This is a genomic window from Sphingomonas piscis, from assembly GCF_011300455.1.
Lineage (GTDB): Bacteria > Pseudomonadota > Alphaproteobacteria > Sphingomonadales > Sphingomonadaceae > Sphingomicrobium > Sphingomicrobium piscis.
Map to the genome: position 1 here is coordinate 172,914 of NZ_CP049869.1, position 21,331 is coordinate 194,244.

At 63.0% G+C, this 21,331-nt stretch carries 19 protein-coding genes; 6 read left to right on the top strand and 13 right to left on the bottom strand.

The features are described from left to right. The first annotated feature begins 84 nt into the window (after positions 1 to 84). Positions 85 to 1,536, top strand: coding sequence for an AMP nucleosidase (locus G7077_RS00905; protein ID WP_166410083.1), 1,452 nt, complete (start codon positions 85 to 87; stop codon positions 1,534 to 1,536). Here G7077_RS00905 and G7077_RS00910 read toward each other — a convergent pair. Continuing rightward, entirely contained in the window at positions 1,533 to 3,233 is a 1,701-nt protein-coding gene (locus tag G7077_RS00910) for a bifunctional metallophosphatase/5'-nucleotidase (protein ID WP_166410084.1), read from the bottom strand. The genes G7077_RS00905 and G7077_RS00910 overlap by 4 nt on opposite strands. Next, the gene (locus tag G7077_RS00915; RefSeq protein WP_166410085.1) at positions 3,230 to 4,030 is read right to left on the bottom strand and encodes a S1/P1 nuclease; all 801 of its coding nucleotides are present in this window, start codon (positions 4,028 to 4,030) and stop codon (positions 3,230 to 3,232) included. The genes G7077_RS00910 and G7077_RS00915 overlap by 4 nt, the downstream gene beginning before the upstream one ends. A gap of 61 nt (positions 4,031 to 4,091) precedes the next feature. Here G7077_RS00915 and cdd point away from each other — a divergent pair, with 61 nt between their 5' ends. Next, on the top strand, positions 4,092 to 4,526 hold the full coding sequence (cdd, locus tag G7077_RS00920; protein WP_166410086.1) for a cytidine deaminase: 435 nt from the start codon (positions 4,092 to 4,094) through the stop codon (positions 4,524 to 4,526). Between the two features lie 249 nt (positions 4,527 to 4,775). Then, positions 4,776 to 6,521, top strand: coding sequence for an Ig-like domain-containing protein (locus G7077_RS00925; protein WP_166410087.1), 1,746 nt, complete (start codon positions 4,776 to 4,778; stop codon positions 6,519 to 6,521). On the opposite strand, the gene G7077_RS00930 is transcribed toward G7077_RS00925, so the two are convergent. From G7077_RS00930 to G7077_RS00945, 4 genes are read right to left on the bottom strand one after another with little or no spacing between them, the layout of a single operon-like run. Then, complete coding sequence (locus G7077_RS00930; protein ID WP_166410088.1) at positions 6,518 to 7,465, bottom strand: isopenicillin N synthase family dioxygenase; 948 nt, start codon at positions 7,463 to 7,465, stop codon at positions 6,518 to 6,520. The two genes, G7077_RS00925 and G7077_RS00930, sit on opposite strands and share 4 nt — an antisense overlap. Before the next feature lie 42 nt (positions 7,466 to 7,507). After that, positions 7,508 to 8,827, bottom strand: a complete 1,320-nt coding sequence (locus tag G7077_RS00935; RefSeq protein WP_166410089.1) for a NupC/NupG family nucleoside CNT transporter — start codon at positions 8,825 to 8,827, stop codon at positions 7,508 to 7,510. 16 nt (positions 8,828 to 8,843) lie between these two features. Continuing rightward, the gene (locus G7077_RS00940) at positions 8,844 to 9,413 is read right to left on the bottom strand and encodes an LOG family protein (RefSeq protein WP_206367715.1); all 570 of its coding nucleotides are present in this window, start codon (positions 9,411 to 9,413) and stop codon (positions 8,844 to 8,846) included. Between the two features lie 5 nt (positions 9,414 to 9,418). Then, a complete protein-coding gene (locus tag G7077_RS00945) occupies positions 9,419 to 10,405 on the bottom strand; it encodes an adenosine kinase (protein WP_166410091.1) in 987 nt (328 codons plus the stop codon). 92 nt (positions 10,406 to 10,497) lie between these two features. Between G7077_RS00945 and G7077_RS00950 the strand changes: the two genes are divergently transcribed. From G7077_RS00950 to G7077_RS00960, 3 genes are all read left to right on the top strand, one after another. Further along, on the top strand, positions 10,498 to 11,175 hold the full coding sequence (locus G7077_RS00950) for a queuosine precursor transporter (protein WP_166410092.1): 678 nt from the start codon (positions 10,498 to 10,500) through the stop codon (positions 11,173 to 11,175). A 155-nt stretch (positions 11,176 to 11,330) separates the two neighbouring features. Beyond that, positions 11,331 to 13,895 carry a TonB-dependent receptor gene (locus G7077_RS00955; RefSeq protein WP_166410093.1) on the top strand — a complete coding sequence of 855 codons (2,565 nt, stop codon included), beginning with the start codon at positions 11,331 to 11,333 and terminating at the stop codon, positions 13,893 to 13,895. A gap of 62 nt (positions 13,896 to 13,957) precedes the next feature. Next, positions 13,958 to 14,776: an inositol monophosphatase family protein gene (locus tag G7077_RS00960; protein ID WP_206367655.1), complete on the top strand. Its 819-nt coding sequence runs from the start codon at positions 13,958 to 13,960 to the stop codon at positions 14,774 to 14,776. On the opposite strand, the gene hisIE is transcribed toward G7077_RS00960, so the two are convergent. From hisIE to hisG, 7 genes are read right to left on the bottom strand one after another with little or no spacing between them, the layout of a single operon-like run. Further along, positions 14,773 to 15,405, bottom strand: a complete 633-nt coding sequence (hisIE, locus tag G7077_RS00965; protein WP_166410094.1) for a bifunctional phosphoribosyl-AMP cyclohydrolase/phosphoribosyl-ATP diphosphatase HisIE — start codon at positions 15,403 to 15,405, stop codon at positions 14,773 to 14,775. The two genes, G7077_RS00960 and hisIE, sit on opposite strands and share 4 nt — an antisense overlap. After that, positions 15,381 to 16,148, bottom strand: a complete 768-nt coding sequence (gene hisF / locus G7077_RS00970) for an imidazole glycerol phosphate synthase subunit HisF (RefSeq protein ID WP_166410095.1) — start codon at positions 16,146 to 16,148, stop codon at positions 15,381 to 15,383. The genes hisIE and hisF overlap by 25 nt, the downstream gene beginning before the upstream one ends. Then, positions 16,135 to 16,854 (bottom strand): 1-(5-phosphoribosyl)-5-[(5-phosphoribosylamino)methylideneamino]imidazole-4-carboxamide isomerase, encoded by a 720-nt coding sequence (locus G7077_RS00975; RefSeq protein ID WP_166410096.1) that lies wholly within the window; start codon positions 16,852 to 16,854, stop codon positions 16,135 to 16,137. The genes hisF and G7077_RS00975 overlap by 14 nt, the downstream gene beginning before the upstream one ends. Next, positions 16,851 to 17,435, bottom strand: a complete 585-nt coding sequence (gene hisH / locus G7077_RS00980; protein WP_206367656.1) for an imidazole glycerol phosphate synthase subunit HisH — start codon at positions 17,433 to 17,435, stop codon at positions 16,851 to 16,853. The genes G7077_RS00975 and hisH overlap by 4 nt, the downstream gene beginning before the upstream one ends. Beyond that, positions 17,432 to 19,090, bottom strand: a complete 1,659-nt coding sequence (gene hisC / locus G7077_RS13975) for a histidinol-phosphate transaminase (RefSeq protein ID WP_246167260.1) — start codon at positions 19,088 to 19,090, stop codon at positions 17,432 to 17,434. The genes hisH and hisC overlap by 4 nt, the downstream gene beginning before the upstream one ends. Next, positions 19,087 to 20,370, bottom strand: coding sequence for a histidinol dehydrogenase (hisD, locus tag G7077_RS00990; RefSeq protein WP_166410097.1), 1,284 nt, complete (start codon positions 20,368 to 20,370; stop codon positions 19,087 to 19,089). The genes hisC and hisD overlap by 4 nt, the downstream gene beginning before the upstream one ends. Beyond that, entirely contained in the window at positions 20,370 to 21,257 is an 888-nt protein-coding gene (gene hisG / locus G7077_RS00995) for an ATP phosphoribosyltransferase (RefSeq protein WP_166410098.1), read from the bottom strand. Before hisG ends, hisD begins: the two co-directional genes overlap by 1 nt. Between the last annotated feature and the right edge of the window lie 74 nt (positions 21,258 to 21,331).

Below are 21,331 nucleotides of genomic sequence, written 5' to 3' on the forward strand. Positions count from 1 at the left end.
TCATGCTCTTGGCTTCAATCGGGTACATTGTCCCGTCGTCGAACAGACCTTGTTTCGTGCGGTGAGACGCGCCAATCGGTTTAGGTGACTGAACTTTCCGACATTTCCGGCATCATCGATCAGCTCTGCGACGTCTACGATTCGTCCGTCGCCAATCTGAAGGACGCCGTCGCCGCGTTCGCTCGCGACGGCACCAAGCCTGATCCGCAGGACCGTGCCAACGGTCGCTTCGCCTATCCCGAGCTGCAGGTGCGCTACGATGCCTCCGCGCCGGCACCTTCGCCGGCGCGCGCCTTCGCTCGCCTCAACCAGCCGGGCTATTACACGGCGAGCATCGCCAGGCCTGAACTTTACCGCACCTATCTCCAGACCCAGCTCGAACATCTAGTCCGCGACTATCATGTCGAACTGTCGGTTGGTCGGTCTCCAAGCGAAATCCCCTACCCTTACGTGATCGATGCCGGGCAACTCGAGCTTGGCGGCATCGGCAGCACCGAGCTTTCCCGCTGGTTTCCGTCGAGCGAGCTGGTGCACATCGGCGACGAGATTGCGGACGGCGCGTGGGATCCGGCGGGGAGCGCGACGCGACCGCTGTCGCTGTTCGACGGTCCGCGGACCGACTTCAGCCTGGCTCGGCTGCGCCACTACAGCGGGACGCCCCCGGAGCACTTCCAGCATTATGTGCTGTTCACCAACTATGTTCGCTACGTCGACGAATTCGTCCGTTTTGCGATCAACGAACTGCGCGAACCGGACAGCCCCTATACGGCCCTTTCGGTACCCGGCGGCGTATATGAACCCGGTCAGCTGGCCAATGCCGAAGCGGAAATTGCCGCGGGGACTTGGCGGCGGCACCAGATGCCAGCCTACCACCTGATGGCCAAGGGCCGCGCCGGCATCACTCTTGTGAACATCGGAGTCGGCCCATCCAACGCCAAGACGATCTGCGATCATATCGCGGTACTCCGCCCGCAGGTTTGGCTGATGATCGGGCATTGCGGCGGGCTCCGTCCCAGCCAGCGGATCGGCGATTACGTTCTCGCTCACGCTTATTTGCGCGACGACCACGTCCTCGACGACGTTCTTCCGGTGGAAATCCCGGTGCCCCCGATCGCGGAGGTCCAGCAGGCCTTGTTCGATGCCGCGGTGAACGTCACCGGCGAGCCGGAGGACGAACTGAAGTCGAGGCTTCGAACCGGCACGGTGGTGACTACCGACGACCGCAATTGGGAGCTCCGCTACACATTGTCGGCGCTCCGCTTCAACCAGAGCAGGGCGGCGGCGATCGACATGGAGTCGGCGACCGTGGCAGCGCAGGGTTATCGCTTCCGCGTGCCCTACGGCACCCTGCTGTGCGTCTCGGACAAGCCGCTACACGGCGAGCTCAAATTGCCCGGCCAAGCCAACGCCTTCTACGAACGCGCGATCAACCAGCACCTGAGGATCGGCATCGAGGCGCTGACCCTCCTTCAGAAGGAAGGGGACGCCCTCCACAGTCGCAAGCTCCGCAGCTTCGACGAGCCGCCGCTGCGCTAACGCGGGGTCGCGTTGCGGATGCGGTTGGCGAGCGGTGGCGCGCGGCCGGGAGCGATCCAGGCGACGAACGCATCAAGGTCGACAATGCCCTTGTCGACGAGATCGCTTCCTTCGGTGAAGCCGGTGAGACCGTCGCCGCCGGACGCCACGTAATTGTTGACGACCACACGGTAGGTGCGTGCCGGGTTCACCGGCTCGCCGTTAAGTCGGATATCGAACACGCGCGCCATGTTCGGACGCTTGACGTCGATGGCGTAAGTGAACCCGTCGCTCGGCGCCAAGGCCGGGACGCGCTTGGAGGCGGCGAGGTTCTCGGCGCTATACTGCTGCTCGAGCACTTTCTTCAGCTGGGCACCGGTAAGGGTCATGACGACAAGGTTGTTCCCGAACGGCATCATCTGGAAGGCGTTGGCATAGGTGATGTCGCCGCCGGGCATCCCGATGCGGACGCCGGTCGCATTGACGAGGGCGAGCTGCGCGCCGCCATTCTCCGCCTGCCGTGTCGCCGCCAGCATGGAGTCGGCAATAAGGTCGGCGGCGGGACTTTCGGCGTCATTCTCGTCGCGCGGTGCCGGCGCGGTCAGCCGGCCGACCACATGTTCGGCGACAGGCTTGATCGCCTCAGCGTAGCGCTGGACGAGGGACTGAACCTCCGGCGCTTTCCCGGCTCCGCCATCGCCAACGATCACGTTCGAAGCGTCCTGCGACAGCAGCCGATGGGTGACGGGATCGAACCGCAGCCGCAGGTCGGTGACGAAATAGCCGTTCTTTCCCGCACTGGTCAGCAGCCTTGGCGCCACCGGCGAGCCCTGCTGACACACGTAGGCCCAGTGTGTGTGCCCGGAAACGACGGTAGTGATCGCCGGGTCGAGCTTGGGTAGGATCGGCAATATTTCCCCGTACAAGCCGTCGCAGCCATTGCCTGCAGTGAACTGCGGCAGCTTACCGCCCTGATGGATCAGGAGGACGATCGTGTCCGCGCCTTGCGCCTTCAGTTGCGGTACCAGTGCATTGGCGGTCTCAGCTTCGTCCGCAAAGGTAAGGCCGCGAACGCCGGACGGGGTTACCAGATTCGACGTGTTCTGCAGCGTCATGCCGATGAAGCCGATCCGGATCGCGCGTGCTCCGCTGCCGAAAGTCTTCAGACCGGTCGCGGGCAGAACCGTCTTGCCGTCGGTTCCGAGCACGTTGGCGGCGAGATATTGGAAGGAGGCACCCCTGAATGGCTCAACCGCGCACGGTGTGCGCGCCGTATGCTTGTCGCACCCGCCCGACTGCATCCGCTTCAATTCGGCGACGCCCTTGTCGAACTCATGGTTGCCGACGCTGTTGAACTCGACTCCCATGCGGTTGAACGCCTCGATCGTCGGCTCGTCGAGGAAGTAGCCGGATATAAGTGGGCTTGCACCGATGGTGTCGCCGGCAGAGACGGTGATGCTGTTGGCGTGTCCGGCACGAAGCGCGCCAAGTGCTGCCGCGACGTTGACGGCACCGCCGCTTCGAACCTTGGTCTTGCCCCCGTCAGGCGTCGCCAATTCGACGGGGGATGGCGGCTCGAGATTGCCATGGAAGTCGTTGAGCGCGAGGATCTGAACTTCGATCGGCGCCGCTACTCGTTCGAAGTTCGGCGTTCGAACCGGCAGTGATGCGCAGCCCGCCAGCCACAGGGCGGCGATTAAGACCGCAGGACGCATCATTTCGCCGGCATCGGCTCGGAAAAGAGCTGGTTCAGATAGGCTGCGAGCCGAACCCCGCCCTGCTTGAGCCGAAGCTCAACATAAGGCGTGTTGTCGTAGATATATTTGTAGCCGAGTTCCGTTTCACCCTCCTTGGGGTAAATGCGTTCGCGAAGTTGGACGCTTTCGGCGATCCAGTCTTTCGGTGCCGGATCCCACCAGCTGATCACATCCGCGTCGCTGGTATGACGAAGCAGATGGTCGGTCATCTCCGTGAAGGAATAGCCCGTCTCCTCGATCAGGGACGTGTCCCAGATGGCGTGAAGGTTCGTGTCCTTGCCGAACCACTTCACCTTGACGTTGTTGCCGCCACGATCGCCGGGACGACCGTTGTGCAGCGGCTGGTGAAGGTCGCCGACGATGTGGACGATGAAGCGAAGCGCGAGTTGGCGATGGTGCGGGCTGGTCTCGGGATCGAGCACCAACCTGCGGAAAAAGGCTAGCGCTCCCAAGGCATCGCCTTCGGGCGGCGCATGGTCATAGGTGACACCGCCGACCGTCACATAATGCCACGGCGAGGCCGTCTTCTGCCAGAATTCGTCGGGTGCCGACTTCATTTCGTCCGGCCAGTTGGATGCTTCGGCCAACGTCTCCACGCCCAGGATTTCGTGAATATGCGCGCGGGCCAGGCCGGACAGATAGCTGTCCGCGACCGCCGCGGTGACGCGATGTCCCGTCTTGCCCCAGGCCAGTGCAGAGGATGGCAGCGTCGCGGCGGCTACCAACATGCCAGCGATTGTGAGTTTCTTCAGAAGCATAACGAAGCGCGTCTCCGAGCCACGCGTGATTTCCTAAGTGCCTTCGCCTAAGGACAAAATCATGACAGAGGAAGAGCTTGTTGCCATGGCGCGGGACGCCGCACTGAAGGCCTATGCACCCTATTCCAACTTTCATGTGGGTTGCGCCATCGAGTCCGATAATGGCGAGGTCGTAACCGGCGCCAACATGGAAAACGCATGCTACCGTCTGGGCATCTGTGCAGAGCAAAGTGCGCTGACGACTGCCCAGCACCGCTTTGGTATCGACAAAGTCCGGCGCATCGCTGTCGCCGGCGGGCTGCGGCGTGATGGACATCTTGCCGGTACGGAGGTCTGCACCCCCTGTGGCGGCTGTCGGCAGGCAATGCTGGAAGCGGCGCATGTATCCGGCGCGGACATCGAAATCATCTGTGCGGGTGCAGCTGGCCCATTCACTCGGCACCTCATTTCCGAGCTGCTGCCCCACGGGTTTGGCCCAGACAATCTTGAAGGCTGAGCTAAGCGTCTGAGAGCGGTTGCATTATCATCCGTTTATATGCGCGCTGCTAAACTCCATTTCTACGCTAAACTGCTGATTTTCTTAACGTTTTTCCTGGTACAAAGTGCTTGCTCGGGAATGCGGCCGAAAGCCGCCGTCGGGAGGGCAGTGATGGGCCAGATGTTTGCAGATCAACAGCTATCAGCAGCGGGGCTGACCGTTCATTCGGCCAGAAGCGCCAGTGATTTCTTAGCTTCGCTGGGCGTCGTGACGCACATCGACTCGGGCTCGGCGCAATGGACCAATGCTCCAATGCTGCTCAACCAGCTTTCCTACCTCGGCATTTCCAACCTGCGCGATGGTGCGCCGTTCGACTATGCACTGCCCACCTTCACTACCTTGGCGCAGGCCGGTATCCGCTTCAGCATCCTGGAAGCGAACGTATATTCGTTCGATCAGACCGGTCAGGTAAACGCCGCGCGTGACGTCGCGCGTGCACACGCGCTTGAGGCCGCAGTACCCGGCAGTGTGATCGCGTTCGAGGGCACGAACGAGTACACCACCAATCAATATTGGCTGAACGGCGCGAGCTCCTCCGGCGACCTTTCCTGGGGTTTGAGCGATGCTGCCGCGCTGGAACTCGCCGTCAGTGCCGACCCATTGTTCGTCAACACGCCGATCATTGCTCCATCGGCGATCCAGCTCGACTCACTGCCCGACTTCTCCAGCTACGTGAACGGCAGCAACGCCCACATCTACGGCAACATCGCCGAGAATCTGGGCGATCGCATCGTTAACTCCATTGCTTTTGCGCGCGCCTCCGCACCCAATGAGCCGGTCTACATCACTGAGACCGGCATCTCGACGTCCGGTTATGGTACCTCCAACTGGGGCGTGACCGACGAGGACACGCAGGCGGTGATCAACGTCAACGCGCTGCTGACCGCCTTCGCCGCGGGTGCGAAGATGACCTTCCTCTACGAGCTGATGGACGAGCCGAACGCCTCCAACGTTCAGGAACAGCATTTCGGCCTTTTTCATGCCGACGGCAGCCCCAAGCTGGCGGCCACCGCCATCGGCAACCTGACGCACCTGCTCGCCGACGGCGGCGCGAGCGCTGCCCCCGCCAGCCTGAATTACGAGCTCAGCTGGATGCCATGGTCCGCATCCTCCATGCTCCTCCAGGAGGGTGACGGAACCTTCGACCTTGTGATCTGGAACGGCCGCGCGGTACTCCACGACGGCACGCAGGAGGTGCCGCCGCCGACGTCCCCACTTCTCCTCACCCTTGGGCAATCCGCATCGTCCATCCGGGTATTCGACCCGATCGCCGGCACGACGCCGCTGGCTTCGTTTACCAACGCCAGCTCCGTCGACCTGAACCTGTCGGCCAATCCGTTGGTAGTGGAAATCAAGTTCGGCGCAGCAGTCGCTCCCCCTGCGGCGCCGAGAGCGACCAACGTCAGTTGGATTTCAAACAATGTCGCCTCGGTCGTCGGCACGGCAGATCCAGGGGACGTCGTTTCCGTACGCGAAGCGGGAACCCTCCTCGGCACGTCCACGGCAGCGGCCGACGGTGGCTGGAGCGTTCGGCTACCTGCATCGGCGGCGGCGACGCACGCACTGACGCTCACCGCGACTGATGCCAATGGCGCAACGACAACCGATGGACTGCTGCTGTACGGCAAGACCAAGCAGACGCTGACCGGCGGCAGCGGCAGCGACGTGCTGATCGGCGCGTCAGGCGACCGGCTTGTCGGTGGCGGCGGTGACGACCGCTTCGTGATCAATGCCGGTCCAGGAAAGGGGACAATCGTCGACTTCCAAGCCGGGCTCGGTGGCGGTGATGTCCTCGCCATCGATCACAACCTTGCCCGCGACTTCGCCGATCTGATGAGTCACGCCAAGCAGAGCGGCAACAACGTGCTCCTCAGCTTCACGAAAAGCGACGTCATCACCCTGGAGAATGTCAGCCTCGGCGCGCTTCACGCCGGCGACTTCCTCTTCTTCTAAGCGAGCTTAATTTCGCGCAGCCGCTCCTGGAGGTAATCGTCGGCAGTGATCGGCGGCCACTTGGGCTGCTCTCCGGCAGGCACCGTACCTGGCAGCGCCTCGATTAGATAATCGGATCGGAAGTGCAGGAAGAAGGGCATGGAATAACGCGCCTTGCTTGCACGATCCGGCGCGGGGTTCACGACCCGGTGCGAGGTCGACCGAAGACGTCCATTCGTCAGCCGTTGAAGCATGTCGCCGATGTTGATCACCAACTCGCCCGGCTTCGGCGACACCGGGATCCAGCGCCCGTCGCGAGTCAGCAGCTCGAGCCCCGCTTCCTCCGCTCCCAACAAGAGGGTGATCGTGTTGATGTCTTCATGCGCGCCCGCGCGGATGTGCTCGCCGGTGGGTTCGCTCTGCGGCGGGTAATGGAGAAGCCGAAGCACCGAATTTCCGTCCCGCACAGCGTCCGCAAAATAGTCTTCGTCAATCTTCAGATAGCGCGCGATTGCCCGCAGGATCTTGAGACCGGTCCGGTCGAACGTCGCGTATAGCTCTGAGAAGGTGTCGCGGAAGCTTGGAACCTCGGCAGGCCAGACATTGTCCGGCATATGGGCCCGAAAACGATGCCCCTCCGGAAGGTCGCGGCCAACGTGCCAGAATTCCTTCAGGTCGTGGGCTTTGGCACCCTTGGCCGTCTCAATTCCGAAGGGCGTGTAGCCGCGCGCGCCGCCCTGCCCCGCCAATGCATATCGCTTCTTGGCGGGCTCGGGCAGCGCGAAGAAAGCCTTGGCCTTCTCCTCGGCACGCTCGATCAATTCCTGCGAAATGCCGTGATCGGCTATGATGGCAAAGCCATATTCTTCGAAGCTGCGTCCGAGCTTGTCTGCAAACCCCTGCGGGTCGGTGTCGGCGTCGTTGAGCGAAACGGACGCGATCGCGTCGTCGGTTGTGATCGTCATGTCGCCCATCTAAGCCATTGGGGCGGGCCGTGAAAGTGCTGCCTAGATGAGCAGGCCCGCCAACGCGGCGCTCATCAAGTTCGCCAGACTGCCGGCGATCAAGGCACGAATGCCAAGCCGCGCGATCGTCGGCCGCTGGTTCGGCGCAAGGTTGCCCGTCACCGCCAATTGGATGGCGATCGAGCTGAAGTTGGCGAAGCCGCACAGCGCGAAGGTGACGATTGCACGGCTACGGTCCGAGAGGATGGCAGCAGGACCTTGCGGATTGCCCAGGTCGATAAAGGCCACGAACTCGTTCAGCACAAGCTTGGTGCCGAACAGGCCGCCCGCCGGCGCCGCTTCGTTCCAGGGCACGCCGATCAGGAACATGATCGGTTGGAATAAGTAGCCGATGATCTGCTGAAAGCTGAGGTCCGGCGCTCCGAACCAGCCGCCGATCCCGCCCAGAATGCCATTCGCAAGCGCCACAAGTGCAACGAAGGCCAGAACCATCGCGCCCACCGCCACGGCCAGCTTCACGCCCGTCTGGGCGCCCTGCCCGGCGGCCATGATGATGTTGGCGGGGCGCACGCCGTCCTCAAACGTCTCGGCAACCTCGACCGGCTCGGCAGGGCGCCGTCCTTCCGGCAGGAGTGCGGCAGGGCCTTGGGCGCTGATCCGTCCCTCAGGCAATTGGAGATCATCCGGGTCGGTCGGCGCTAGTTCATCAGGCATGATGATCTTCGCCATCAGGATTCCACCCGGAGCCGACATGAAGGCGGCCGCCAGGAGGTAGGGCAAATATTGCGGGCCCAGGAGGCTAGCGTAAGCGGCCAGGATGGTACCGGCGACACCCGCCATGCCGACGGTCATGAGGCAGAAGATCTGCGCCGGATTCAGTGCCGCTAGATAGGGCCGCACCACCAGGGGCGCCTCCGATTGACCGACGAAGATGTTGGCTGCGGATCCGAGCGACTCCACCCGTCCGATCCCGGTGACCCAGCCGATCGCTCCGCCCACCCAGCGCACCACGCGCTGCATGATCCCGAGATAGTAGAGGATGGAGACAAGCGCCGCGAAGAAGATGATCACCGGCAAGGCGGAAATCGCGAAAGTATTGGCAAGCGGGTTGGTTTCGCTTGGCCCGAACAGGAACTCGGTTCCTTTGTTGGCGTAGCTCAGCAGGTTCGCAACGCCGTTGGACAGGCCCTGAATGCCGGCCCGCCCCCAGGGCGTGTAAAGAACGATGAACGCAATCAGCGCCTGAAGCGCAAAGGCCGCCCCAACGACGCGTGGGCGGATCGCACGGCGGTTGCTGGACAAAGCGAACGCAATACCGAGGATGACAATGATCCCGGCAAGGCCGAGCAACCGCTGATTCATTCGTGGGGTCCCTGCCCTACCAGACGATGCCTTGTGCAGCGGTGCCGGCGGCTTCGTCCAGCTTTTTCAACGCCTCCTCAGGCGTTTGCGCCACCAGCAATTGTCCGCGCCTTTGCGCCGACAGGAAGCCGCAGGCTGTGGCATGATCGATGAACTCGATCATGCCATTCCAGAAGTTGTCGATGTTGAGCAGGCAAAAAGGCTTGGCGTGATAGCCGAGCGCATTCCAGCTCCACGCCTCGAATAATTCATCGAGTGTCCCGATACCGCCGGGCAGTGCGACGAATGCATCCGCAAGCTCCGTCATCTTCGCCTTGCGCTCATGCATGTCGGCGACCTTGTGAAGTTCGGTCACGCCTTCGTGCGCGACCTCAAGGTTCACGAGCGCGTCGGGGATGACTCCGAAAACCTTACCGCCGCAGCGGAGCACTGCATCGGCCGTACGACCCATCAGGCCGAGCTTGCCGCCGCCATAAACAAGGTCGACGTCACGCTCCACCATCGCGGCGGCAAGCGCGTCCGCAGCGTCGGCAAACACCGGCTGGGCGCCCATGGCCGACCCGCAATAGACCGCCACACGCTTGATATTGTTCACAGGACGATACGCTCCTTGAGGTCGGCATCGGGACGGGCGCCAAAGCGGGAAATGACGTCGGCCGCCGCGCGCGCACCCGTTTGGAGACATGCTTCGATCGGCCGGCCGCGACACCAGGCGGAAAGGAAGCCGGCTGCAAACAAGTCCCCGGCGCCGGTCGTGTCGACGACCTGCTCCACAGGCGCGGCGGCAATCTCAGCCAGCTTCCCTTCCGACAACGCCATGGCACCGGCGGCCCCCCGGGTCGCAACCAACGTCCGCACCCTGGGGCGAAGCTGCTCAATCGCGGCCGACAGGTCACTTCTGCCGGTCAGGTGAAGTAATTCGTCCTCGTTGCCGAACAGGATGTCGACCACGCCATTGTCGATCATCCCGAGCACGCCCTCGCGGCGGTCGCCGATGCAGAGGCTTTCTGACAAGGTGAAGGCGACCGTGTTGCCGGCTTCATGAGCAATTTGCGCCGCCTTCAGCATCGCCTGGCGCGGCCGCTCCGGTCCCCACAGATATCCCTCAAGGAAGGTCACGGCCGCCGACGCGATCATGGCGTCATCCAGCGCCGCGACGGTCAGTTCGTAGCTCGCCCCAGGGCATGTGTTCATGGTCCTTTGGGCGTCGGGCGTGACGAGGATCAGACAGCGGCCCGTAGCCAACCCTGCGGCAAGGGGCGCCGTGTCGAATCGGACGCCGAGCGAGCGCATGTCGTGCGTGAATATCTGCCCGAGCTGATCGTTGGCGACCTGCCCGACGAAGGCCGCGCGCAGCCCCAGCGCTGCAACGCCCGCCATGCTGTTCGCTGCCGAGCCTCCGCTGACCTCCCGCGCAGGGCCCATAGCATCGTACAGTTCGTCCGCCTCGGCCGCACTGAGCAGGCGCATCGACCCCTTGCGGAGACCATGCTGCTGGATGAACTCGTCGGTCGTCGTGGCGATCACGTCGACGATGGCGTCGCCGATGGCAACAACGTCAAGGCTGCGGGAAGTCACGGGTGAAGCGCGTAGCGGCGCGTGAGCGTAATGGTCAACGGAGTGCCGAACAAAAGGCTTGCCGTCGCTGCCTCCCCCGCTAGCGTCCCGGCATGACCAGCGAGATCAACACTGCAGCTTCGGCGCCCACATCCGGCGCCATATCGAAGTCACTGTTTGCCTACGGCATCTTCTACGGCGGAATGGTGTGCATCGCCGGCGTGCTCGGCAACAAGCAGGTGGCGCTCGGACCGCTCGCGGTAGAGGCCGGCATTTTTGCCTTCCTGCTGCTTGTCATCACCTCGAGCGCGGTTGCGGAACTGCACGGCCGGGCTGTCGCGAACAGGCTAGTTCTGATCGGATTCGTGCCGCTGATCGCCTCGCTTTTGCTGACGATCGTCGTGCTTGGCCTTCCGGCCGCCCGCGAAATGGATCCCGAACGGCTCGGCGCCTTCGAGACGATGATGAAGGGAACGCCGCGCATCTGGCTTGGCGGCATTCTTGCTTACGGTATTTCCACGTTGCTGAATGTCACCATCTTCAGTCGCTTGCGAGGCCGGGGCGGCGGTACCGGGCCATTGCTGTGGGTCCGGTCGGCGGTCGCAAGCGCGCTCAGCCAGATCGTCGACACGCTTATTTTCATTAGCGTCGCCTTCTATGGTGTGTTCCCGATTGCGGAGCTTCTGGTCGGACAGATGATCGCGAAAGTGGTGCTGTCGCTAGTCCTTGTTCCGCCCCTTGTTCAGGCGCTCGTCAGCCTCGGCCGCAAGCTCGACGAGCGACGCATTTAGGATCCCATTTCCGTGGAAACCACGGACTTGTGGCTTTTGTGCAACGCAGCATGAGAAGTGCGCTGCGTTAAGATTCCACTGTCACTTTGCTGTCTCAATCCCGCTATAGCGGCCCCTTATCAGCAACTTACGAGTCCTCGGGGGGACATCTTTTCGTGAAGAAAATCCTGCTTCTTTGCACGACTGCTTCGTGCATCGTTCCGACCGCTGCGTTCGCGCAGTCCACCGGCACCGAAACCACTGAAAGCTCGACCATTGTCGTGACCGGCACCCGTGCCCGTGGCGTCGGCGGCGTTGCTGTCCCCGACGTTCCCAAGACGCGTTCGGTGCTGACGCAGGAAATCTTGTCGCGCCAGACCGAGGGTCAATCGATCCTTCAGTCGATCAACCTTATCCCGGGCGTGAACTACACCAACAATGATCCGTACGGATCTTCGGGCGGCAACCTGCGTATCCGTGGCTTCCCGGGCAACCGCGTCGCGCTGCTCTGGGATGGTTTGCCGCTGAACGACACGGGCAACTATGCCATCTTCGGCAACCAGCAGATGGACCAGGAACTGATCGATCAGGTTTCGGTCAACCTTGGCACAACCGACGTCGACTCGCCGACACCGTCGGCAGCCGGCGGCGTCGTTTCGTACCGGACCCGCCTTCCCTCGACGGATCTGGGCCTGCGCGTGAACGGTTCGCTCGGCACCGAGCATTATCGCCGCCTGTTCACCATGTTCGACAGCGGGGCGTTGACCCCATTCGGCACCCGCCTGTTTGTTGCCGGCTCTTATCAGAAGTACGACAAGTTCCGTGGCCCGGGTGAGTTGAAGAAGCGGCAGCTTAACGCACGCATCTATCAACCGATCGGCTCGAACGGCGACTTCTTCTCGATCGCTGGTCACCTGAACAGCAACCGTAACAACAGCTACAACAATGGCCTGATCTCCGATTACCTCGGCAACCGCTATTTCGACAACATCGATACCTGCGTTCGCGATGCCCCAACCCGCGGCGTTCGTGACAACGACAACTCGGGCACGGCTGCAAACCTGTCGACGCCGGCGAGCTGCACCAACTACTATAATTTGCGCATCAACCCGTCGGATACGGGCAACATCCGTGGGCAGCTGAAGTTGACTCTGGCGGACGGTCTCACCTTCACGGCCGACCCGGGTTATCAGGGAACGCTGGCCAACGGCGGCGGCACTTTCCAGGTTGAAGAGACCGACGCCCGTCTGCGCGGCGCCAATCCGGTAGTGAACGGCGGTATTGACCTCAATGGTGACGGCGACATTCTCGACTTGGTGCGCGTTTATCAGCCGAGCAACACGCGAACGAACCGCTATACCTTCCTGTCCTCTCTGATCTACGAGATCAGCCCGCAGCATCGCCTCCGTGCCGCTTATACGTTTGACCGTGGCCACCACCGTCAAACCGGCGATTTTGGCCGGCTTTACGAGAATGGCGACCCGATCAGCGTCTTTGGCGGCAAGTACGAAGGTCAAGCGCGCATCCGCACCGCCGACGGCACGATCCTGCAGAACCGCGACCGCCTGTCGATCGCCATGCTGCAGCAGATTAGTGGTGAATATTTCGGCCGGTTCTTCGACGACCGGCTGACCTTCACCGCCGGTATTCGCGCACCATTCTTCCGCCGGGAACTGAACCAATATTGTTATACGGTTCTGACCAGCGGCAACCCGCTGTGCACGACGGAACCGGTTGCGCCCAACCGCATCCTGAGCCCCGATGCGCCGCGTCCGACCGGCACTGCACCCGCCGGTGGCTACCTCTATGCTCCGTTCGAACGGACCGTGAAGTACAGCCCCATCCTTCCGTCGGCCGGTGTGTCCTACGACTTTACCGGTGGTCACAGCGTTTACGCCAGCTACGGCAAGAACTTCTCGTCCCCCTCGACCGACAACCTCTATCGGTCGGTCAACATCGATGTGGAGCCGGAGACCACCAACAGCTACGAACTTGGCTATCGCTATCGCACCAGCCGGGTTCAGGCGCAGCTTGCCGGCTACTATGTCGATTATCGGAACCGGATTGTGACCGCGCAGGATCTCGATCCAGCCAGCCAGACCTTCGGTTCGACGCTTGACCGTAATGTCGGTGACGCCCGCGCTTATGGTCTGGACGGTCAGGTCAGCTGGCGCGTGATGCCCGACCTCCTGGTTTACACCTATGCGTCCTACATCAACTCCCGCCTGAAGGAGGACGTACTCGGAACGGCTGCCTCGACCAGCGCAGCGTGCCTTCCCGGGACGATCGTCGGTACCAGCTGCCAGATCATCTCGGTCAACACCAAGGGCGCTCAGTTCGTCGAAACACCCAAGTGGACCTTTGGTGGCCGCCTTCAGAAGGACTTCGGTCCAGTCTCGTTTGGTGTGCAGGGCAAGTGGGTGTCCAAGCGTTTCTCGACGGACGACAACGGCCGGTCCAATTTCCTTGTCAATACGGGTGACCTGCCGGTCGACATCCGTGGTCGTACTTCCGCCTACACCGTCATCGACACCGATGCCCGCATCAGCCTGGGTGAATGGACGTCGCTGAAGGAGACCTATCTCGACCTCAGCGTCACGAACATCTTCGACAAATACTACTTCGCGAACATCACCACTCAGAACACGCTTCCTGCCGTCGCCGCACAGGCGACCAGCGGGCCGCGTTTCTCGGTCGGTGCGCCGAGGACGTTCCAGGCGACGTTGAGCCTGGGCTTCTAAACTCAAGTTCGTAATGGAAGGGGGCGGGGACGGCTTGCCGTTCGCGCCCCTTTTCTTTGCCCTTGACCCGAGCCCTCCTGCTCCGCCACGTCGCGGAAGTGCCGAGCGCTCTCCAATCCCTTGCCGAACGCCTTGCTGCAGTTGCCCGGGCGGAAACCCTCCCGCGGTGGCGGACCGGCCTTGAAGCGGACAACAAGGACTCTGAAGGGAGTTGGGACCCTGTCACCGAAGCCGACCGCGGGTCTGAGCGAGCGATGCGCACATTGCTCGAAGCCGAGGAGCCGTCTCACGGAGTCGATGGCGAGGAATTTCCGTCACGACCTGCTCAGGGCCGCTTTCGCTGGAGCCTCGATCCGATTGACGGCACGCGTGCATTCGTCTGCGGCTTCCCGACCTGGACCACCTTGATCGCTCTCCTCGATGACGATCGGCCGGTCCTTGGTATCATCGATGCTCCCGCGCTCGACGAGCTTTACTTGGGGACGCCCGGGGGGTCGGCGCTAATCCAAGCGGCGCATCGTGTCCCACTGCAAAGCAGCGGTTGTCTCACGTTGCCCCAGGCGCGCGTCTCCACGACCGATCCCTTCCTATTCGATGCTGCCGGTCAGGAGGCTTTTGGCCAAGTGCGCGCCGCTGCCCGCACGATAAGGTACGGCTTTGACGCTTATGCCTACGCAAGGCTAGCAGCGGGCTCGATCGATCTGGTGATCGAGTCGGGACTCAAGACTTACGACTATCATGCCTTGATCCCTGTCGTGCGCGGTGCCGGTGGGACGTTCGGTGACTGGTACGGCGGAGAAGATTATCGCGACGGCAAGGTGATCGCCGCCGCCTCCCGCAAGCTGTACGATGCGGCCGTCGAGATCATGAGCGCCGCCTAGATCTTGTGGCGCTCGCGGAGGATCTGGGTGACATCGTCCCAGCGCATGCCCTTTGCCTGCAACAACACCGACAAGTGATAGAGTAGGTCCGCTGCCTCTTCCGCGATGCCGGCATTGTCGCGCGTCACAGCTGCCAGCGAGACTTCGACTCCCTCTTCGCCGATCTTCTGGGCGATCTTCTCCACACCCTTGGCAAGCAGCCGCGCCGTGTAGCTTTCCGCCTCACTGGCGTCGGCGCGATCGGCGATGATCCGCGACAGCACTCCGAGCCAGGCCGCGCCAGCTGGCTGGTGCGCGAAACAGCTTGCCGCGCCCGTGTGACAGGTGGGACCTTCGGGGTCGGCGAGGATCAGGACGGCATCGTCGTCGCAGTCCGCGCGGAGCTCGACCAGCCGAAGGCGATTGCCGCTCGTCTCGCCCTTCATCCAGAGCCGCTCCTTCGACCGACTGTAGAAGGTCACGAAGCCGCTATCAATCGTCGCTGCCAATGACTCGCGGCTGACGTAGCCCAGCATCAGCACCAAACCGCTGACGTCATCCTGCACCACTGCGGGCAGAAGGCCGTTCACCTTATCCCAGGCGAGGCTGTCCAGATCGGCCGCGCTCAGCGGCGCATTTCGATTCCGCATGATGCAAGAACCTCCTTGAGCTCGGGTATGAGGATCAGCCGATCGTGAAACACGGTCGCGGCAAGCGCGCCGCTAACGCCGGCATCGATAAAGGCGTCGCGAAAATGCTCGGGCGTCCCTGCACCACCGGATGCAATCACTGGGACGCTGGTGGCGTCCACTACGGCCTTGCAGTGCGCTATGTCGTACCCGTTGCGCATACCGTCCTTGCGCATGCAGTTGAGGACGATTTCGCCCACGCCGCGCGCGCAGGCTTCCCGTGCCCAGTCGAGCGTGCGCCGCCCTGCATCCTGCATGGCATCCGGCGAGCCGGTGTACTGCTTGACCCAATAGTCGCCATCGGCTTCGAAGCTGTCGATGCCCAGGACGATGCACTGGCTTCCAAAGTCGCGCACCAACTCGTCGATCAGTTCGGGCCGTTCCAGCGCGGGCGAATTGATGCTCACCTTGTCGGCACCGGCGTCCAGGCAAGCACGCGCGTCGGCGCGGCTGCGAAGGCCACCCGCCACCGTGAATGGGATGTCGATCACGCGGGCAATTCGTTTCACCCACTCAGGGTCGAGGCTTCGCCGATCGGCGCTGGCGCTGATGTCATAGAAGACCAGCTCATCAGCGCCCATCTTGCTGTACGCCAGCGCATGCTCGACGATGTCGCCTACGTCGCGGTGGTCGCGAAACTGCACGCCTTTGACGACACGGCCATCCTTGACGTCGAGGCAGGGGATGATCCTACGCGATGGCAAGGCTGAGCGCCTCCTTCAGGTCCACGCGACCCTCCCACAGTGCCTTGCCGACAACCGCACCCGCAGTGTTGAGGCGGCGAAGGTCGTCGACCGACGACACGCCGCCGGACGCCTGAATGGCAAGGTGCGGCAGGCGCCGCCCCGCTTCCTCGAGCAATTCGAAATTCGGGCCTTCCAGCATTCCGTCGCGGCCGATGTCGGTGAGGAGCAGGTGCCGCGCATCTGGGAAGCGGGCAGCAACGTCCCACAGCGATCGGCCGCTATCCTCCGTCCAGCCTGAAATCGCGACGTAGGGTGTGCCGTCCTTCACATTGACGTCCAGCGCCAGCGCGATGCGGTCCGCGCCAAACTCCGTAATCATCGCTTCGACCAGATCCGGTTGCTTGACCGTCAGGCTGCCGATGACGACGCGCCGAACACCCGCCTCCAGCATCCGCGCGACATGCTCCGTGGTCCGGAAACCGCCAGCCACCTGAAGCTCCACCTGCGAGCAAGAGGCCAGTGCCGCGAGCAGCTCATGCTGCACCGGAGCGCCCGCCCGAGTGCCGTCCAGATCCACCATATGGACCCACTGCGCGCCGGCGGCAGCGAAGTCCTTCAGGGCATCCGCCGGGGCAGTTTCATAGCGGGTACTGTCGTCGAAACGGCCCTGCCGAAGGCGCACGACGTTGCCGCCCATCAGGTCGATCGCGGGATAGATGATCATGAGTTCAACCAAGTCTCGATGAAGCGCGCACCGACAGGGCCGGAGCGCTCCGGGTGAAATTGTGCGCCGGTCCAATTATTCTTGCGGACGACCGCGGGCACGGGACGCCCGTACTGGGCACGGGCCACCGACGCTGGCCCATCATCGCAAGCGAAGCTGTGCGCGAAGTAGACATAGTCGCCGTACGACAGGCCGACACTGTCGTCGAAGACCTCAAGCTTGCTCCAGCCCATGTGAGGCACAGGGCGGCCGGGCGCGGCGCCCAGCTTGCGAACCGAGCCCTGGATGATGCCAAGCGTTTCCACACCCTCATCTTCCTCGCTGCGTTCGAATAGAAGCTGCATGCCAAGGCAGATGCCGAGCGCGGGCCGGTCGAGGGTGCGCAGGACGTCGCCGAGCCCAAGCCGCCTTACCTGATCCATGGCATAGCCGGCCGCCCCGACACCGGGCAGCAGCACCTTGTCGGCGGAAGTGATCACCTCGGGATCGACGGTCAGCTCCGACGTAATGCCGAGCCGCTCGAGCGCCATCGAGACCGAGCCGGTATTGCCGCAGCCGAGATCCACCATCGCAAGCTTCACAGCATGCCCTTTGTGCTCGGCAGCACATCGCCTTCCTTAGCGATCGCCTGGCGCAACGCGCGGCCGACGACCTTGAAAGCCGCTTCTACCTTGTGGTGGTCGTTGTCACCCGTAACCTTCACATGCACCGCCGCCCGAAGATGCTCGGCGAGCGAGCGGAAGAAGTGCGGCGTCATTTCGGTCGGGTAATCGCCGATGTGCGAGCCTGTGAACTCACCTTCGAAGATGCCGTAAGGCCGTCCGGACAAGTCGATCAACGCCTGCCCTTCTGCCTCGTCCATCGGCAGCGCAAAACCGTAGCGGCCGATTCCGCGCCGGTCGCCGAGGGCCTGGTAGAGCGCCTGCCCAAGCGCGATCGCGCAATCCTCAACGCTGTGGTGTGCATCGATTTCGAGATCGCCCTTGCAGGTCATCAGCAGCGAAAATCCACCGTGAGCAGCAATCTGATCCAGCATGTGATCGAAAAAGGGCAAACCCGTCTCGATGGTGCGCGGCGACGTGCGGTCGAGGTCGACCGCCACGGCAATCTTCGTCTCATTCGTCTCGCGGATCACCTCGGCGCGGCGAGTCGCCGATTGCTCAAGATTGACGCCGAGCGCCGATAGCGCGGCGACATTCTCCTCTGGGCTTCCGATCGTCAGCCGAATAGCGTGGGGAGAAACGTTCGGACGGAAGCGGACCCGGACACCGAGCTGCTGTAGCTTGCGGGCAAGCGCCGGCGCGTCGTCCACTTCGATGAGCACGAAGTTGCCGCCACCGTTGCGCACCTTCTTGACCAAGGGCGACATGCCAAGCTGCTGCGCGACCTGCTCGCGCGCCGCGACCGTTTCAGCGACACGCTGTTGCTGAAGCATCCGCTTCGATGGTGCGAGCGCCGCCAGCGCCGCCTGGATCGATGGCGTCGGCATCGGATATGGGGGCAATGCCTTGGCCGTAAGCGCGACCAACTCCTCAGTTCCAATCAGGCAACCGACCCGCGCACCCGCCAACCCGAACGCTTTCGACAGCGTGCGCAGAATGACAAGGTTCTCGATCTCGCAGGCCCGCGGCGCGAGGCTCTCCTGGTCTGCAAACTCGATATAGGCTTCGTCGGCGACGATGATCGTGTCGGGCAGCGCCTCGGCAACTTGGAGGATCGTCTCGGGGCTAATGGGATTGCCCGTCGGGTTGTTGGGCGTGCAGATGAACGCGAGCTTCAGATTGCCGACGGCGCGCGCCGCTGTGAGGAATGTTTGCGGGTCGAAGTCGAAGTCCTCGTCGAGCGGGATCTCCACCACCTCCGCGCCCTGAATGCGCGCGAATTGTGCGTAGGCGGAGAATGTCGGCGTGCAGATCGACACCTTGTCCACGCCGGCCCGGCAGAAGCTGCGCACCAGTACGTCGATCGCGTCGTCGGCGCCACGCGTGACGAGCAGGTTGGCGGGTGTGACACCGTAGAGCGCAGCCATCGCCGCGCGTAGATCGGACGGTTGCGGTTCGGGATAACGGTTCAGGCGCGACCCGAAGTTACCACCGGTCAGCGGCTCGTAGGGACTCTCGTTGGCATCAAGCTTGATCGCGTCGGCCCCGAACATTGCATTGGCGTTGGCCGACTTGTCATCCTCCGGCAGCGCCAGGATCTCCGGACGCGCAAGGCGTTGCACCACACTGGTCATAGCCGCGCCTCCGCTGCCCGAGCATGCGCTTCCAGCCCCTCGAGCCTCGCCAGGGCCGCCGTCGCCGGCGCCACCCGGGCCGCCGCTTCCCGCGTGAGCTTTTGGATGCTGATCGCCTTCATGAAACTGTAAACGGAAATGCCGCTCCACGCCCGAGCCGCTCCGTCGGTCGGAAGCACATGGCTCGACCCGGCGAGGTAGTCGCCAAAGGACTCCGCTGCCTCGTGCCCGGCAAAGACCGCGCCGGCGTTCCGAACCTGGGTTGAAAGCGGGTCCGGATCCGACACGGCGAGCGAGAGATGCTCGGGCGCGTAGGCATTGGCGATCTCCAGCGCCTCGTCGAGAGAACCAGCGATGATCGATCGTGCATGGGACAAGGATTCGCGTGCAATGTCGGCGCGAGGCAGCAAAGCGACCTGCCGCTCGACCTCCGTCTCAATTGCACGCGCGACCTCGTCGGAGGTCGAGGCAAGCAGTACCTGCGCCGTTCGGTCATGCTCCGCTTGGCTGAGTAGATCGGCAGCCACGGCCGGCGCCGATGCACTCTCATCGGCGATCACGAAGAGCTCGCTGGGCCCCGCGGGCATGTCGATCGCCGGCGCACCGGACAAAGACGACAGGTAGGATTTGGCAGCCGCAACATAAGCGTTGCCGGGTCCAAAGATCTTGTCGCAGCGCAGCAGGTCTCCGGCGCCAAACGCCATTGCCGCGATGGCCTGCGCGCCGCCGACCGCCCAGACATGGCTGATCCCGCACAACTCGGCGGCAAGTGCGATGACCGGATTGATGCTTCCGTCCTTCAGTGGTGGCGTCGTTACGACGATCTCGCGCACCCCCGCCGCCCTGGCAGGCAGCGCCAGCATCAATAAAGTCGAAAAAAGCGGTGCGCTGCCGCCTGGAACATACAGGCCCGCACGATCGATCGGCCGCCACAGCTTGCCAACGCTGATCCCCGGCTGCGTCTCCACCTCAGTGTCACTGGGCAGCATCGCGTGATGGAAGGTCGCGACATTGTCGCGGGCAAGCTCGATTGCGCCAAGCTCATCCTCGCTCAACGTCCGGCGGGCTTCCGCGGCCAACGGCCCGACTTCGACCAGGCGCGGTTCGCAGCCGTCGATCCGAAGCGACTGTTTCGCGAGCCCGGTCCAACCGCGCGAACGGACGTCATCCACGATCGCCTGCACGCTTCGGACCAGCTCATCGCTGGCACGCGCCTGGGGACGGGCAAGCGCTTGCCGCCGCCCTTCGGCGCCCAGATCTTTCCAGACCAGCCGCTGCATCAGATCATCATCTTTTCGATGGGCACCACCAGGATGCCCGAGGCACCGGCGCCCTTCAGTGTTTCCAGGGTCTCCCAGAATACCGACTCCTGGCAAACCGCATGAACCGCGAAATGTCCTGGATTTCCGGCCAGTGGAATAATGGTCGGCGCTTCGACGCCCGGCAGGATCTCGGTAATCCGCGCCAGCGCGTTCTCCGGCGCATTCAGCATGATGTACTTGCTTTCCTTTGTAGCAAGCACGCCCTGTATGCGCTTCAGCAAGGCATCGAGGAGCACCGTCTTGTCTCCGCTCACCGGCTTGGTGGTGCGCACCAGCACGGCTTCGCTCTCCAGCACCGTCTCGACCGGCCTGAGGCCGTTCGCGGCCAACGTGTCGCCTGTGGAGACCAAGTCGCAGACGAACTGGGCGATCTTCAGACGGGGTGCCAGCTCCACCGCACCGCTCATCTTAACTACCGACGCGTTGATGCCATTCTGCTGAAGGTAGCGCTTCGTGAGGTTCGGATAGGTGGTCGCGATCCGTGCGCCGTCGAGGCTCTTCAGACCTTGGTAGTCGAACTGCTCAGGTGCCGCGATCTTGAGTGCGCAGCGGCCAAAGCCCAGTTCGGCGAGCACCTCGAGCGCCGCATCCTGACCGAGCGTGAATTCTTCCAGCACATTCAGCCCGACGATCCCAAGTTCGCAGATGCCGTCTGCGACAAAGGTTGGGATGTCGTCGTCACGAACGAACATCAGGTCCGCAGCGAAATTCTCCACTCGTGCGCTGAGCCGGTTCTTGCCGGTCTGAATGCGCAGGCCGGCATGCTCCAGCAGCTCGCGGCTGCGATCCGACAGCCGGCCAGACTTCTGGATGGCGATGTGCAGACGATTGGTGTCCGTGATCATGCGGATGCTCCCGTTACCTTCGGCACAGCTCGCCGGCTCGCTGGATCATTGGCAACCATCTGTCTCACTCGCTT

What these genes read in the sequence shown, in the direction of transcription:
- G7077_RS00910 (WP_166410084.1), bottom strand. Translation starts at nt 3,233, where the DNA reads ATGATGCGTCCTGCGGTCTTAATCGCCGCCCTGTGGCTGGCGGGCTGC.
- G7077_RS00915 (WP_166410085.1), bottom strand. Translation starts at nt 4,030, where the DNA reads ATGCTTCTGAAGAAACTCACAATCGCTGGCATGTTGGTAGCCGCCGCG.
- cdd (WP_166410086.1), top strand. Translation starts at nt 4,092, where the DNA reads ATGACAGAGGAAGAGCTTGTTGCCATGGCGCGGGACGCCGCACTGAAG.
- G7077_RS00930 (WP_166410088.1), bottom strand. Translation starts at nt 7,465, where the DNA reads ATGACGATCACAACCGACGACGCGATCGCGTCCGTTTCGCTCAACGAC.
- G7077_RS00935 (WP_166410089.1), bottom strand. Translation starts at nt 8,827, where the DNA reads ATGAATCAGCGGTTGCTCGGCCTTGCCGGGATCATTGTCATCCTCGGT.
- G7077_RS00950 (WP_166410092.1), top strand. Translation starts at nt 10,498, where the DNA reads ATGACCAGCGAGATCAACACTGCAGCTTCGGCGCCCACATCCGGCGCC.
- hisIE (WP_166410094.1), bottom strand. Translation starts at nt 15,405, where the DNA reads ATGCGGAATCGAAATGCGCCGCTGAGCGCGGCCGATCTGGACAGCCTC.
- G7077_RS00975 (WP_166410096.1), bottom strand. Translation starts at nt 16,854, where the DNA reads ATGATCATCTATCCCGCGATCGACCTGATGGGCGGCAACGTCGTGCGC.
- hisC (WP_246167260.1), bottom strand. Translation starts at nt 19,090, where the DNA reads ATGACCAGTGTGGTGCAACGCCTTGCGCGTCCGGAGATCCTGGCGCTG.
- hisD (WP_166410097.1), bottom strand. Translation starts at nt 20,370, where the DNA reads ATGCAGCGGCTGGTCTGGAAAGATCTGGGCGCCGAAGGGCGGCGGCAA.
- hisG (WP_166410098.1), bottom strand. Translation starts at nt 21,257, where the DNA reads ATGATCACGGACACCAATCGTCTGCACATCGCCATCCAGAAGTCTGGC.